Source organism: Pseudomonas sp. CGJS7 (genome assembly GCF_036961695.1).
Window position 1 is genome coordinate 44,767 of record NZ_JBAMDI010000052.1, and the last position, 13,658, is coordinate 58,424.

The 13,658-nt window shown below is 66.4% G+C and carries 13 protein-coding genes; 9 read left to right on the top strand and 4 right to left on the bottom strand.

The genetic code is table 11. The annotated features are described in order from the left end of the window. Positions 1 to 108 precede the first annotated feature (108 nt). From V7787_RS27310 to V7787_RS27320, 3 genes are all read left to right on the top strand, one after another. The gene (locus V7787_RS27310; RefSeq protein WP_336090439.1) at positions 109 to 1,431 is read left to right on the top strand and encodes a hypothetical protein; all 1,323 of its coding nucleotides are present in this window, start codon (positions 109 to 111) and stop codon (positions 1,429 to 1,431) included. 598 nt (positions 1,432 to 2,029) lie between these two features. Next, positions 2,030 to 2,335, top strand: a complete 306-nt coding sequence (locus V7787_RS27315) for a hypothetical protein (protein ID WP_336090441.1) — start codon at positions 2,030 to 2,032, stop codon at positions 2,333 to 2,335. After that, positions 2,319 to 2,900 carry a hypothetical protein gene (locus tag V7787_RS27320; protein ID WP_336090442.1) on the top strand — a complete coding sequence of 194 codons (582 nt, stop codon included), beginning with the start codon at positions 2,319 to 2,321 and terminating at the stop codon, positions 2,898 to 2,900. The genes V7787_RS27315 and V7787_RS27320 overlap by 17 nt, the downstream gene beginning before the upstream one ends. 89 nt (positions 2,901 to 2,989) lie before the next feature. On the opposite strand, the gene V7787_RS27325 is transcribed toward V7787_RS27320, so the two are convergent. The 4 genes from V7787_RS27325 to yhbY form a co-directional block, all read right to left on the bottom strand. Next, the gene (locus V7787_RS27325) at positions 2,990 to 3,577 is read right to left on the bottom strand and encodes a hypothetical protein (RefSeq protein WP_336090443.1); all 588 of its coding nucleotides are present in this window, start codon (positions 3,575 to 3,577) and stop codon (positions 2,990 to 2,992) included. After that, positions 3,535 to 3,978 (bottom strand): D-Ala-D-Ala carboxypeptidase family metallohydrolase, encoded by a 444-nt coding sequence (locus V7787_RS27330; protein ID WP_336090445.1) that lies wholly within the window; start codon positions 3,976 to 3,978, stop codon positions 3,535 to 3,537. Before V7787_RS27330 ends, V7787_RS27325 begins: the two co-directional genes overlap by 43 nt. Before the next feature lie 179 nt (positions 3,979 to 4,157). Then, positions 4,158 to 4,532 carry an Mth938-like domain-containing protein gene (locus V7787_RS27335; protein ID WP_336090446.1) on the bottom strand — a complete coding sequence of 125 codons (375 nt, stop codon included), beginning with the start codon at positions 4,530 to 4,532 and terminating at the stop codon, positions 4,158 to 4,160. Between the two features lie 187 nt (positions 4,533 to 4,719). After that, positions 4,720 to 5,025 carry a ribosome assembly RNA-binding protein YhbY gene (gene yhbY, locus V7787_RS27340; RefSeq protein ID WP_336090447.1) on the bottom strand — a complete coding sequence of 102 codons (306 nt, stop codon included), beginning with the start codon at positions 5,023 to 5,025 and terminating at the stop codon, positions 4,720 to 4,722. 78 nt (positions 5,026 to 5,103) lie between these two features. Between yhbY and rlmE the strand changes: the two genes are divergently transcribed. The 6 genes from rlmE to hflX all read left to right on the top strand — a co-directional run bounded on the left by rlmE (position 5,104) and on the right by hflX (position 13,591). Continuing rightward, positions 5,104 to 5,751, top strand: coding sequence for a 23S rRNA (uridine(2552)-2'-O)-methyltransferase RlmE (gene rlmE, locus V7787_RS27345; protein WP_336090449.1), 648 nt, complete (start codon positions 5,104 to 5,106; stop codon positions 5,749 to 5,751). A 150-nt stretch (positions 5,752 to 5,901) separates the two neighbouring features. After that, positions 5,902 to 7,797: an ATP-dependent zinc metalloprotease FtsH gene (ftsH, locus tag V7787_RS27350; protein ID WP_336090450.1), complete on the top strand. Its 1,896-nt coding sequence runs from the start codon at positions 5,902 to 5,904 to the stop codon at positions 7,795 to 7,797. Between the two features lie 274 nt (positions 7,798 to 8,071). Continuing rightward, positions 8,072 to 8,971 (top strand): dihydropteroate synthase, encoded by a 900-nt coding sequence (gene folP, locus V7787_RS27355; protein ID WP_336090451.1) that lies wholly within the window; start codon positions 8,072 to 8,074, stop codon positions 8,969 to 8,971. Between the two features lie 1,752 nt (positions 8,972 to 10,723). After that, positions 10,724 to 11,713, top strand: a complete 990-nt coding sequence (gene miaA, locus V7787_RS27360) for a tRNA (adenosine(37)-N6)-dimethylallyltransferase MiaA (protein ID WP_336090452.1) — start codon at positions 10,724 to 10,726, stop codon at positions 11,711 to 11,713. A gap of 206 nt (positions 11,714 to 11,919) precedes the next feature. Next, positions 11,920 to 12,192: an RNA chaperone Hfq gene (gene hfq / locus V7787_RS27365; protein WP_336090454.1), complete on the top strand. Its 273-nt coding sequence runs from the start codon at positions 11,920 to 11,922 to the stop codon at positions 12,190 to 12,192. Positions 12,193 to 12,292: 100 nt separating this feature from the next. Next, positions 12,293 to 13,591 carry a ribosome rescue GTPase HflX gene (gene hflX, locus V7787_RS27370; protein ID WP_336090456.1) on the top strand — a complete coding sequence of 433 codons (1,299 nt, stop codon included), beginning with the start codon at positions 12,293 to 12,295 and terminating at the stop codon, positions 13,589 to 13,591. Positions 13,592 to 13,658 lie beyond the last annotated feature (67 nt).

Here is a 13,658-nt window from a genome sequence, read left to right on the forward strand (position 1 = left end):
CAATGGCGCGGAGCCAACCAACGACACTGCGAGGGCCTCGCCGCCGCAACTAGCATCCAGGCCATGCGTGCGGCGCCGCCGTGCGACGACAGAATCGACGGGGCGCGAATGAAGTCTGCGATGTGGGCGGGTGCGTTGGGGACGATGTTCTGGTTCGCGGCGCCGGCTGCCGACGCTGCGGCGACAGCGCCGGGCGAATCCGCGATTCCGCTCGAACGCGCCGCCGAAGTATTCGCCTTAGTGCGCACGCTGTGCGAAGCCGACGGCGGCAAGCTCTGGGGCGCTTCGTTGTGCGCGCCGATCATGCTGGTGGAGCCGAAAACCCGCGCCATCCTCGCCAGTCAGGCCGATGCCGACGGGGTATTGAAGGCCAGCGGCGCGGTCTTCGTCGGTACGTTGCCGGCCAAGGACAATGCGGCGAATACCGCGACGCACTGGTCGGGCACTCACTGGACCCAGTTGGTGTGGCCGTTGCCCGACGATGCCGGGCGGCGTTCGGTGTTGATCACGCACGAGTTGTTCCATCGCTTGAGTCCGCAGTTGCGGATCGCCGTCGTGCAAGGCAGCGACAACGCGCATCTGGATACGCTGGAAGGCCGCTACACCTTGCAGTTGGAATGGCGCGCGCTGGCCGCCGCATTGCAGACGGACGATGCGCAGGCACAGGCGCTGGCCATCGGTGATGCGCTGGCGTTTCGCGCCGAGCGTTATCGGCATTTCCCCAATGCCGCCAACGACGAAGCCGCGCTCGAATTCAACGAAGGCCTGGCCGAATACACCGGCGTGATGGTCGGCGAGACCGCGCCGGAGCGTCGTCTGCAAGCGGCGCTGCACGACTTGCGCGCGCATGTCGACGATCCGAGTTTCGTGCGTTCCTTCGCTTATGCCACCGGGCCGGCGTATGGCTTGTTGCTGGATCGCCATGCGCCGGGTTGGCGCGAGCGGCTCGCGACGGCCAAGAGCTTGCACGGCTTGTTGCCGGCCGCCGCGGACCTGGATGCCGACGCGCAACTGGACCAGCGTGCCGCGCGTTACGACGGTGCGTCCTTGCGCCAGAGCGAGCAAGCGCGCGAGCTCGCGCGACAACGCGCGTTCGCCGACAATCTGCGCCGTTTCGTCGACGGCCCGGTGCTGCGCCTGCCATTGCAGCATATGAACATCCAGTTTGATCCGCGCAACCTGCAAGCCTTAGGCGAGCACGGCACGGTCTATCCGAATCTGCGCATCAGCGACGATTGGGGCACGCTGGAAGTCGGCGACGGCGCGTTGATGAAGCCCGATTGGCGCATGTTGATCCTGGCCGCGCCGTCGGAGAAAACCAGCGACGGCCAGTTGTCGGGGCCAGGCTGGACGCTGCGGCTCAAGCCCGGCTGGCAGTCCACGCGCGGCGAGCGTGCGGGCGATCGGGTGTTGCAGCCGGTCGATAAGTGATCGCTGAGGCCTTGGTCGCGATCGCGCGAGGTTGCGGCGCGGTCGTTGCTTCTGCAACGAAGTTGGCGGCGACGAAAGGCGACAGGAAGACGACAGGCGGCAGCGACAGGCACGCAGGTCCGATGCGAATGCGAAACGGCTCATGCGCAAAGCCGGTACTTCATCGGTTATGCGCTATTTTCCAGCGGTTTCGTGCGATTCGCGCAATGCCGAGGCGACGCGTCCGCGAACGGATGCACAACGATGCGAATAGCGTTTTCGCCCGCGACTGACTGAGCAGCAAAATCGGGCCTGTATCTCAGATCGAATCACTGCTCGCGCGAATCGTTCGAATGCTTGGCGAATTCGAACATTTGTTCGGGAAATCGCGTGCTAGTGTCCGCGCCGCGGTGTGGCGAGGGATGCTGCGAACGAAGTTCTCGCACGCTCCCGGCCCGCATCGGTGAACCACCGCGATGGATTGCGAAGAGCCGAGGATCGGCATCTCGACATCGCCGGACGAACACAACCCCTGTCTGTGAGCGGTCTCGCGGCCGCTCAAGCGAGCTTGTGTCTACGAGCGTGGAATGCGGCGTCGCCGCACCCATCGCGCGCGTGCATGGACGGCGAGGCTGTTTGGAGCTGCATCCGGCTGATCGCCGAATCGAACCGATGCGGGAGCTTGGAGCCGATGCACCGAATTAAAGCGCTGCGCGCTCGCGATGGACGGCGAGCCGCGATGGTCTGCGCGTGTTTTAGAACGAGCCGGATCGATGCGGCCCGTGCAATCGAAACAGCGTTCGGCGGCGTCTGCCCGTCGCCGGCGTGGAATGCCTCTACGGTCGCGACGACGGCGGATCTGCTGCGCTGCTTCGCGATCGACTCCCCCAATAGTGCGAGACAAAAACATGATGACTTTGACTGAAGAAGGCTGGAGCCTGCCGCTGGGCGATTTCGAACAGCTCTCGACCTGGAGCGCGCAAGCGGAGACTCAGCGGCCGCTGAGCGAACTCGAACGCAAGCGGCTCGCCGCCAAAGCCGGCGGTTACTGGAAGGTGCTGGCGCTGTTGTCGCTTGCGGCCGCAGCCGTCGGTTCGCTGGCGTTGCCGCTGGGCTTGGGCGGCGGCGCGGCGTTCGTGATCGCGTGCCTGGTGTTCATGCTCGCGTTGAATTTCCCCATCGCCGAAAACCGCAAACGCTATGTGCGCGACGATATCGAGTTGGGAACCAAGCAGTTCGCCAGCGGCCGTGCGGCGACGCTGCGTGTGGCTGGCGCGCATTGCCTCCTCGGTTTCGTCGCCGACGGCGCGTCGGCGCGCATGATCGAGTTCAAGCTGCCGCGACAGGTGTTCGAATCGATTCAGCAAGGTCAGCCGATCGAGGTTTGGTACGTGCCCGTCAGCGAGACCGTGATGGAACTGAGCGCGGGTTCCTACCGTTACCGGCTCGGCGACGCCGAAGTCGATAAGCGGAAATCGCTTCCGGTCTGATCGGTTATCGCCGTCGATCGGTTCGAACAGCGGCCGGCGCTTGTGCCGGCCGCGGGGTATCGGGCCCGGCCGGACGCAGGTCGCTGCCGCTAGCTGTCGTCGCGGATGCGTTCGTCGTCGACGGCGACGTAATCGCAGTTTCCGCCTTCCAGTTCGAGCAGCGTCCTGCTGAGCGGCGCGTAGGCGATGCGCACGTTCTGGTTTTCGTAGAGCGCGTCGTACAGCGGCTCGGATATGCGAAACGACAACGGCTTGGAGGTGCGCCCAATACGTATGCGGACGCGATAGGTTGTTTGATCCTCGCTTTGGCGCCGGTCCTTGCCGACGACGACACCGTTGCCGACCAGTTTGATTCCGCGCAGCAGATCGTTGAACAAGCGCGATCGGGTGATCGCCGCATAGACGGTAGGCGGACCGAACAACAGCGCCGCAATCGGGAGAGGCACGTACCAATCGGGCGCTACGATGACGATCGCGATCACGATGATGTCGATCGCCAGCATGACCGGCAGGATCAGCGAACGCGAACGCAACAACTTGCGCTCGCGCGGGTCCAGCGGAACTGCCGACTTGAGCGCGTCGATCGAGGGCATGCGGTGGTCGCGTGATGACTGGTTCGCGGCCGGTGCGGATTCTATGGCGTCCTGGCTGCGCGCGTGCCAGCGGCCGCGGCGCAAAGCGACGTCGGCCTGCGGTAATCCGATCCCCAGGTTCGGAAACCCGCGGTATCGATATGCAGACGGCGGCGGTCGTAAAAACCCAGGCCGAATCCGCTGGCCGGCCCGCGCCGGCGCCAGAACCCGCACAGCGCGGCGATATCCGCATCGGCCGCCAGATCGAAATCGTAGGCGCCGCCGTGCAGGTGTCGGCTGCGGGTGCTGCCGCCTTCGCAGCGGTTCAAGCCCGGTTCGCGATACCCCGAGGTGATTTCGGCGCCCCCGATCAAGCCGGCGCTGCGCAGTTCGCCGATCAGCCGCAGCGTGCGCGCGGTGTCGGCCCAGGCCGATTGCGGCGGCAACGTGAATTCGGCCGCGCGGCACCAGCGCCAGCGGCGCCCGGATCGCAGCAACTGCTGCATCGGCACGATTTCGGCGACGCCTTGGGCGCGCAAGTAGGCGCGGTAACGTTCGACCGCGCCGCGTTGTCCCTCGCCGAGCCAGCGCTCGTAGCGTTCGGAAGGCGAGGGTGGGCGGCAACCGGCGATCGCCAGCAGGCACAGCAGCAAGAAAACCGGACGCAGGCGATGCGCCCGAAGGTTCACGCGCCCAGCACGAATCCGGCGACCACGCGCCGGCCTTCGCCGGCCAGCACGTTGAAGGTGCGCGCAGCGGCGGAATTGGTCATCGATTCCAGACCGACGCCGCGGCGCAGGCAGGCGGCCAAAGTCGCGGCCGGAGGGAACGCCTGGGTCGCGCCGCAGCCGAGCACGATCAGTTCCGGCTCCAGCGCGAACAGGGGCTCCAGGTCTTCGATGGTCAGCGCGCGCGCATCGCGCACCGGCCAGTCTTCGATCAGCCGGTTCGGCGCGAGCACGAAGCTGCGCTGGATCTGGCGGTCGTTGATCAGCGCGATCCGGCCATCGGCGCCGCGCAGGAAGAATTCGTGGTCGGGGCGTTCTAGGGTCAGTTGCACGGCGGCAAGGAGTCGGAAGGGGAGAGGAGGCGGTGATTTTGCTCGTCATCCCCGCGAAGGCGGGGATCCAGAGACTTCAGAGTCGTGTCGCGATGAGGCCCTGGATCCCCGCCTTCGCGGGGATGACGAGCCAAAGCGGGCAGTCCATCGTTCAGCCTTGACCGAATCCCGATCCGAATCCCGGCCCTCAGGCCCGCGGCAGCACGATCTGGCGCTTGTCCTTGCTGGCCCGGTACAGCACGGCGGTGTGGCCGATGCGTTGGACCAGGGCGGAGTCGGTCCGGGTCGCAATCTCACCGATCAGTGAGTCGCGAACCTCGCGGTCGTCGGCGCCGACCTTGACCTTAATCAGCTCGTGGTGCTCCAGGGCCAGATCGATTTCGGCGATCAAGGCATCCGTCACCCCCTTACCGCCGACCTGCAGCATCGCCTTGAGGTCGTGGGCCAGGCCACGCAGGAAGCGGGTCTGGGCGGAGGTCAGCAGGGTCGGCATCGGGTCACACGAACGGAGCGGAAAGGGCGCTCAGGGTATCATGGCGCCCCCAACCCCCACCGGGACGGCCGCCCGCCCATGGCGACCCGCAGCAAATCCAGCCAGCGCTGGCTCAAAGAACACTTCTCCGACCCCTTCGTGAAGAAGGCCAAGGCCGAAGGCCTGCGCTCGCGCGCGGCCTATAAACTCGAGGAATTGGTCGAGCGCGACCGCCTGCTCAAGCCGGGCATGGTGGTGGTCGACCTCGGCGCGGCCCCCGGCGGCTGGTCGCAGTGGGTCCGCACCGAGCTGGACCGGCTCAATCCCAAGCAGCCCGGGCGGGTGATCGCCCTGGACATCCTGGACATGCCCGGTCTGGCCGGGGTCGACTTCATTCTCGGCGATTTCCGCGAAGACGAGGTCCTGGCCCAGCTGGAGGCGACCGTGGGCGGCCAACTTGTGGACCTTGTGCTGTCGGACATGGCCCCCAATATGAGTGGCGTGGACGCGGTGGACCTGCCGCGGGCGATGCACCTTTCGGAGTTGGCGATGGATTTCGCCGACAAGCACCTGAGGGTCGACGGCACGTTCCTGATCAAGCTGTTCCAGGGCGTGGGGTTCGACGATTACGTGCGCGAGCTGCGCCGTCGCTACGCCAAGGTCTCGATCCGCAAGCCGGCGGCCTCGCGCAAGCGGTCGCCGGAGGTGTACGCGCTGGCACAGGGCAAGAAAGCGGCGGCGAGCTGAGCGTAGGACCAACGGGTGGTTGCGCCCGGGGCCGAAGCGGCCGAATCTCGTCAGGTGCTCCGGCGCGGGTGTGTGACAATCTGAGCATTACCCCTGGCGCACGAGGCGTCGGAGGACATCGGCCCCAGCGGGCCGCAGGGTAGGAAATACATGAACGATTTGGCCAAGAATCTGCTGCTCTGGGTGATCGTCGCCGTCGTACTGATGGTGGTGTTCCAGACGTTCGGTCCGCGCAACCCGGGCACCGATGTGCTGCCCTACGATCAGTTCGTCGCCCAGGTCCAGAACGACCGTATTAAAGAGGTCAAGTTCTCCGACGACGGCACGACCATCACCGGCACGCGCAAGGACGACAGCAAGTTCACCACCTACGCCACGCGCGACCAGTACCTGATCAACGACCTGATCAACCACAAGGTCGTGACCGAGCAGACCCCGCCGTCGAGCGGCCCGTCGCTGGTGATGATCCTGGTCAACGTGCTGCCGTGGCTGCTGTTCATCGGCATCTGGGTCTATTTCATGCGCCAGATGCAGCAGGGCGGCAGCAAGGGCGCGATGAGCTTCGGCCGTTCGCGGGCCAAGCTGCAGGGCGAGGACCAGGTCAAGGTGACCCTGGCCGACGTCGCCGGCTGCGACGAGGCCAAAGAGGAAGTCGGCGAGCTGGTCGAGTTCCTGCGCGATCCGTCCAAGTTCCAGAAGCTCGGCGGCAAGATTCCGCGCGGCGTGCTGATGGTCGGCCCGCCGGGTACCGGCAAGACCTTGCTGGCCCGCGCCATCGCCGGCGAGGCCAAGGTGCCGTTCTTCAGCATTTCCGGTTCGGACTTCGTCGAAATGTTCGTCGGCGTCGGCGCCAGCCGCGTGCGCGACATGTTCGAGCAGGCCAAGAAGCACGCGCCGTGCATCATCTTCATCGACGAAATCGACGCGGTCGGCCGTCATCGCGGCGCTGGCCTCGGCGGCGGTCACGATGAGCGCGAGCAGACCCTCAACCAGTTGCTCGTGGAGATGGACGGTTTCGAAGGCGGCGAAGGCGTGATCGTGATCGCCGCGACCAACCGCCCCGACGTGCTCGACCCGGCGCTGCTGCGTCCGGGCCGTTTCGACCGACAGGTCGTGGTCGGCCTGCCCGACGTCAAGGGCCGCGAGCAGATCCTGCGCGTGCACATGCGCAAGCTGCCGCTGGCCGACGACGTCGAGCCGATGACCATCGCCCGCGGCACCCCGGGTTTCAGCGGCGCGGACCTCGCCAATCTGTGCAACGAAGCGGCCTTGTTCGCCGCGCGCGAGAACGGCAAGGAAGTGCGCATGGAGCACTTCGACAAGGCCCGCGACAAGATTCTGATGGGCGCCGAGCGCCGTTCGATGGCGATGAGCGAGGACGAGAAGAAGCTCACCGCCTACCACGAAGCCGGCCACGCCATCGTCGGCCGGGTCGTGCCTGAGCACGATCCGGTCTACAAGGTCACCATCATCCCGCGCGGCCGCGCCCTGGGCGTGACCATGTACTTGCCGGAAGGCGACAAGTACTCGATGAACCGGGTGGCGATCGAATCGCAGCTGTGCTCGCTGTACGGCGGCCGCGTCGCCGAAGAGCTGATCTTCGGCGTCGACAAGGTCACCACCGGCGCGTCCAACGATATCGAGCGCGCGACCAAGATGGCCCGCAACATGGTCACCAAGTGGGGCCTGAGCGATGAGATGGGCCCGATCGCCTACGGCGAAGAAGAGGACGAAGTCTTCCTCGGCCGTTCGGTCACCCAGCACAAGAACGTGTCCAACGAGACCGCGCGCAAGATCGACGAAGTGGTGCGCGGGATCCTCGACAAGGCTTACGGCCGCACCTCGCAGATCCTCAAGGACAACCTGGACAAGCTGCACGTGATGGCCGATGCGCTGTTGCTGTACGAAACCATCGACGCCACCCAGATCGACGCCATCATGGCCGGCCGCGAGCCGGGTCCGCCGGCGGACTGGGCCAAGTCTGGCAAGGTGACCAAGGACGACAACCGTCCCGGCGCGATTGGTGGGCCTGCGGCGCAGACCTAACCAACCGAAGCTACGTTCAACGCGATCCAACAAAACCGCCGGGCACTCCCCGGCGGTTTTTTGTTTTTGACTTAGCCCCTCTCCCGCGAGCGGGAGAGGGGTTGGGGTGAGGGGCAACCCAGGTCGCGCCGTCGACTGGTAACTCCGCGCGCCCTCATCCGGTCCTTCGGACCACCTTCTCAGCCTTGCACTCCCTTCGGTCGCCGCAAGCGGGAGAAGGGAACGGCGGCGCAAGCGGTAGCATTCGCTATCCCCAAGCCCCCCGGACCCACCCATGTTCGACCTCGCCCCGACCCTGGACTGCAACGGCCGCGCCCTGGTCCTCGACCGCCCGCGCGTGCTCGGCATCGTCAACGTCACCCCGGATTCGTTCTCCGACGGCGGCGCCCACGACACCCTGGAAGCCGCGGTCGCGCACGGCCTGCGTCTGGCCGCGGAAGGCGCCGACGCGCTCGACATCGGCGGCGAATCGACCCGGCCGGGCGCCGATGAGGTGCCGGTCGAGGAAGAACTGCGCCGCACCGTTCCGGTGATCGAGCGGCTGGCCCGCGAGACCGGCCTGCCGATCAGCATCGACACCTCCAAGCCCGAGGTCATGCGCGCGGCGGTCGCGGCCGGCGCGGGTTTGATCAACGACGTCTACGCATTGCGCCGCGACGGCGCGCTGGACGCCGCTGCCGAACTGGGCGTGCCGGTGATCCTGATGCACATGCAGGGCGAACCGCGCTCGATGCAGCACCAGCCCGAGTACGACGATGTAGTCGCGCAGGTGCACCGCTTTCTGGCCGAGCGCATCTTCGCCGCGGAAATGGCCGGCATCGCCAAGAAGCGCATCGTGGTCGATCCCGGCTTCGGCTTCGGCAAGACCCTGCAACACAATCTGACCCTGTTGGCGCAGTTGCAGCGATTCACCGAACTGGGCGTACCGCTGCTGGCCGGGCTGTCGCGCAAGCGCAGCATCGGCGAGCTGACCGGGCGCGAGGACGCGCGCGAGCGCGTGCACGGCTCGGTCGCCGCGCACCTGATCGCGGCGCAGCGCGGCGCCAAGCTGCTGCGCGTGCACGATGTCGCCGCGACGGTGGATGCGATCAAGGTCTGGGAAGCGGTCGCGGCGCAGCGCATGCCCAAGCCCAGCGGATCGCCGGCGATGCCGAAGTGGCCCGACGATGAGTGAGCGGGGCGGTCGCGTGACGCGGGCCATCGAGCATCGGTAGCGCGATTTCGCTGTGGCTAAAATTTAGCCAAACTTGCCGAGCCCTTGCGGCATAAGGCGTGAAACCCGATTGCAAGGCGTGTGTCCGCAGGCTTGTCCACAGGCGTTGTGGACAGCGGCGACCGCGAAAGTCGGCGATCACCGATACCGATCCGACCGCCGTAACGCAGATCAATCTACCGCGCAAGCCCGTAGCCCGACTGTAGGAGCTGCGCAAGCTGCGACCGCGAATCCGCAGCTACGTTGAATTCCGCCTCGTCCGATTCGCTGGCATTGACTTGCGAGCGCAAATCGGCACGACGTAATTCGCTGAATCCAGTTGTCGACGTAGATGGGGATTCGCGGTCGCAGCTTGCGCAGCTCCTACAGTCGGACTTCAGGCTTGCGCTAACGGATGTTTTCTGCCTTCGAACGGGTGGCGAAATTTTGTCCAAACTCGCCCAGCCCTTGCGGCGTAAGGCGTGAAACCCGATTGCAAGGCGTGTGTCCGCAGGCTTGTCCACAGGCGTTGTGGACAGCGGCAACCGCGAAAGTCGGCGGTCGCCGATATCGATCCGCCCGCCGTAACGCAGATCAATCCACCACGCAAGCCCACTGCCCGACTGTAGGAGCTGCGCAAGCTGCGGCCGCGAATCCGCAGCTACGTTGAATTCCGCCTCGTCCGATTCGCTGGCATTGACTTGCCAGCGCAAATCGGCACGACGTAATTCGCTGAATCCAGTTGTCGACGTAGATGGGAATTCGCGGTCGCAGCTTGCGCAGCTCCTACATTCGGACTTCGGGCTTGCGCTAACGGATGTTTTCTGCCTTCGAACGGGTGGCGAAATTTTGTCCAAACTCGCCCAGCCCTTGCGGCATAAGGCGTGAAACCCGATTGCAAGGCGTGTGTCCGCAGGCTTGTCCACAGGCGTTGTGGACAGCCGCGACCGCGAAAATCGGCGATCGCCGATATCGATCCGCCCGCCGTAACGCAGATCAATCCACCGCGCAAGCCCGCAACCCGACTGTAGGAGCTGCGCAAGCTGCGACCGCGAATCCGCAGCTACGTTGAATGCCGCCTCATCCGACTCGCTGGCATTGACTTGCGAGCGCAAATCGGCACGAAGTAATTCGCTGAAGCCGGTTGTCGACGTAGATGGGAATTCGCGGTCGCAGCTTGCGCAGCTCCTACAGTCGGACTTCAGGCTTGCGCGAACGGATGTTTTCTGCCTTCGAACGGGTGGCGAAATTTTGTCCAAACTCGCCCGACCCTTGCGGCATAAGGCGTGAAACCCGATTGCAAGGTGTGTGTCCGCAGGCTTGTCCACAGGCGCTGTGGAAATCCATATCGCCGCGTTCGCACACGCCGCGAGCCGCTGATCGGCCGACATGCCGAACGCGCCATCCAAGTCAAGAAAATTCGCTGGTCAATTTATCGCCAACCCTCTTGCAATGCTTATGCCGCAACGCTTGGCGAGGACGTTCTGGAATCTGTCCGCAGGCTTGTCCACAGGCTGTGTGGACAACCGTAACCGGGTGGTCAAAAAATAGACAAACCGCCGCAATCCGTTGCGGGGCTTGCGCCGCAGGCGCTTATCAACAGGTTTGCCCCAGCGGTTCTCCACATGTTCTGTGGGAAACCGGCCGTGCCGATGCCGGCCGGCCGCAGGGCGTCGGCTTCCGCCGCGCCCGCGCCTGTGCGAGGCTGCCCGCTCGTTACGCCTCGCCGACCGCATGAGCACCGCTTCCGACCCTCGCCCGATCGCCATCGCCCTGATGGGGCCGACCGCCTCGGGCAAGACCGCGCTCGCGCTGGACTGGGCGCAGCGGCTGGACGGCGAGATCGTCAGCGTCGATTCGGCCCTGGTCTATCGCGGCCTGGACATCGGCGCGGCCAAGCCGACCGCGCAGGAGCGGGCGAGGGTGCCGCACCACCTGATCGACTTGCGCGACCCGTGGCAGACCTACTCGGCGGCCGAATTCGCCGTCGACGCGCGCCGGGCGATGGCGCAGATCGCCGCGCGCGGGCGGGTGCCGATCCTGGCCGGCGGCACCGGCCTGTACTTCCATGCGTTGCTGCGCGGCCTGTCGGACATGCCCGAGGCCGATCCGGCCACCCGCGCCGGCATCGCCGCCGAGGCGGCGGAGCAGGGCTGGGAGGCGATGCACGCGCAACTGGGCCAGATCGACCCGGAGGCCGCCGCGCGCATTCATGTCACCGACGCCCAGCGCATCCAGCGCGCGCTGGAGGTCTATCGCCTGTCCGGCCGCAGCATCAGCGATTGGCGCGCGGCGCCCGCGTCGGCGCCGCGGCCGCCGTTCCGGGTGCTCAAGCTGGTGCTGGCGCCGGCCGAACGCGCGGTGCTGCACGAGCGGATCGAACGGCGTTTCGATCAGATGCTGGAGGCCGGCTTCCTCGATGAGGTCCGCGGCCTGCGCCGGCAGCCCGAGCTGAGCGCGCATCCGCGGCCGCTGGAACTGCCGGCGATCCGCGCGGTCGGCTACCGCCAGGCCTGGGAGCACCTGGACGGGGCCTATCCCGCCGCCGAATTCCGCGACCGCGGCATCTACGCCACCCGCCAGTTGGCCAAGCGCCAGCTGACCTGGCTGCGCGGCGAACTTGACGCGCGTTGGTTCGATCCTTTGCGCGATCGCGCCGAGCTGTCTTGCGCATTGAGGCTGTTCGCCGGCGCCCGGCTGCGCGAGTCGGTGCCGCCCGCATAGAATCGTGCGCGCAAACCCGGAACCGGGTCGCAATGTTTGCTTGCACTTGCGTTACCATCGGGCAGGTCGCCCCTGTGGGGACAACAGCCGGCGATACGGAAGCACCCGCCCTCGGGCCCCGGGCCATGCATCGGCCATGTGTCGGGGAGTTCCCGCCGGTCGGGGCGCGCCGTCCTAATAACTAGAACATGCTGGGGAACTAGAAGATGTCTAAGGGGCAATCCCTGCAGGATCCTTTCCTGAATGCGCTGCGTCGCGAACGTGTACCGGTCTCGGTCTACCTGGTCAACGGCATCAAGCTGCAGGGCACGATCGAATCTTTCGACCAATTCGTGGTGCTGTTGCGCAACACCGTAAGCCAAATGGTCTACAAGCACGCCATTTCCACCGTGGTCCCCGCGCGCAACGTCCGCGTCGGCCCGGGCGGCGGCTATGTGCAGTCGGGCGACGGCAGCGATAACGGCGAAGAAGCCGAGTAATCGCGGCAAGCGGGCGGTGGAGAATTGAGAAACCGGCGCGGCGCCTCCATATGAGTTCGTTCCGTCAGTTCCTCAACTTCTCCCGGTCCAGCCTCCGCCGATGTTCGAGCGTTCCAAGAAGGGCGAGCACGCCCTGTTGATCCAGCCTCATGCCGGCGGCGCGCCGGATGAGGATCTGCTGGAAGAATTCGCCGATCTGGCGCGGTCGGCCGGTGCCTCGGTGGCCGCGGTCCTGACCGCGCGCATCGACCGGCCCAACGCCGCCACCCTGATCGGCAGCGGCAAGCTCGATGAGGTCAAGGCCGCGGCGCAAGCCAGCGGCGCCGACCTGATCCTGGTCAACCACGCCTTGAGCCCCGGCCAGGAGCGCAATCTCGAGCGCTTCCTCGAGCGCCGCGTGGTCGACCGCACCGGCCTGATCCTGGACATCTTCTCCCAGCGCGCGCAAAGCGCCGAGGGCAAGCTGCAGGTCGAGCTGGCCCAGCTCAAGCACATGTCGACCCGGCTGGTGCGCGGCTGGACCCACTTGGAACGCCAGCGCGGCGGCTCCATCGGCCTGCGCGGTCCCGGCGAAACCCAGCTGGAAACCGACCGCCGGCTGCTGCAAAAGCGGCTGGAGCAATTGCAAAAGCGCCTGGACAAGGTCGAAGTGCAGCGCACCCAGATGCGCCGCGCGCGCATGCGCAGCGAATTGCCGCGGGTGGCCTTGGTCGGCTATACCAACGCCGGCAAATCGACCCTGTTCAATGCGATGACCGGCGCGGAGGCCTACGCCGCCGATCAGCTGTTCGCGACCCTGGACCCGACCGTGCGCCGGATCGATCTGCCCGGCGGCGGCGCGGTGCTGGCCGATACGGTCGGCTTCGTCCGCGATCTGCCGCACGATCTGGTCGCCGCGTTCCGCTCGACCCTGTCGGAGGCGCGCGAGGCCGATTTGCTGCTGCACGTCATCGATGCCGCCGACCCGCTGCGCGATGAGCGCATCGCTCAGGTCGACGCGGTCCTGGCCGAGATCGGCGCCGGCGATCTGCCGCAGGTGCTGGTGTTCAACAAGATCGACCGGCTGGAGGCGACGCCGCCGCGGATCGACCGGCCGGGCGAGGAAAAACACCGGGTGTTCGTCTCCGCCCGCGACGGCCTGGGCCTGGACCTGTTGCGCACGGCGCTGGGCGAGGCGCTGCAGTTGCAGCACGTCCAGGGCAGCGTGCACATCGCCTCGCGCGATGCGCGGCTGCGCGCGCGCCTGCACGAGCTGGGCGCGGTGCGCGCCGAGCAGGCCGATGAGCAGGGCTGGACGGTCCAGGTGGACCTGGCGGTGGCCGACGCCCAGCGCCTGTTCGCCCAGGCCCACGGCGAGGCGTTGCGCCCCTTGCTTGAGGCGGCCCAGGCCCCCACCTAGAATCGACAGGTTCGCGCGCGGGTCGACCGCGCGCGCGCCGCGGCGCTCCTGCGCCGCAGGCCGGTGC

Excerpts from the sequence above, each read along its gene's own strand:
- V7787_RS27310 (WP_336090439.1), top strand. The coding sequence starts at position 109 with ATGAAGTCTGCGATGTGGGCGGGTGCGTTGGGGACGATGTTCTGGTTC.
- V7787_RS27315 (WP_336090441.1), top strand. The coding sequence starts at position 2,030 with ATGGACGGCGAGGCTGTTTGGAGCTGCATCCGGCTGATCGCCGAATCG.
- V7787_RS27320 (WP_336090442.1), top strand. The coding sequence starts at position 2,319 with ATGATGACTTTGACTGAAGAAGGCTGGAGCCTGCCGCTGGGCGATTTC.
- V7787_RS27330 (WP_336090445.1), bottom strand. The coding sequence starts at position 3,978 with ATGCAGCAGTTGCTGCGATCCGGGCGCCGCTGGCGCTGGTGCCGCGCG.
- yhbY (WP_336090447.1), bottom strand. The coding sequence starts at position 5,025 with ATGCCGACCCTGCTGACCTCCGCCCAGACCCGCTTCCTGCGTGGCCTG.
- rlmE (WP_336090449.1), top strand. The coding sequence starts at position 5,104 with ATGGCGACCCGCAGCAAATCCAGCCAGCGCTGGCTCAAAGAACACTTC.
- ftsH (WP_336090450.1), top strand. The coding sequence starts at position 5,902 with ATGAACGATTTGGCCAAGAATCTGCTGCTCTGGGTGATCGTCGCCGTC.
- folP (WP_336090451.1), top strand. The coding sequence starts at position 8,072 with ATGTTCGACCTCGCCCCGACCCTGGACTGCAACGGCCGCGCCCTGGTC.
- miaA (WP_336090452.1), top strand. The coding sequence starts at position 10,724 with ATGAGCACCGCTTCCGACCCTCGCCCGATCGCCATCGCCCTGATGGGG.
- hfq (WP_336090454.1), top strand. The coding sequence starts at position 11,920 with ATGTCTAAGGGGCAATCCCTGCAGGATCCTTTCCTGAATGCGCTGCGT.
- hflX (WP_336090456.1), top strand. The coding sequence starts at position 12,293 with ATGTTCGAGCGTTCCAAGAAGGGCGAGCACGCCCTGTTGATCCAGCCT.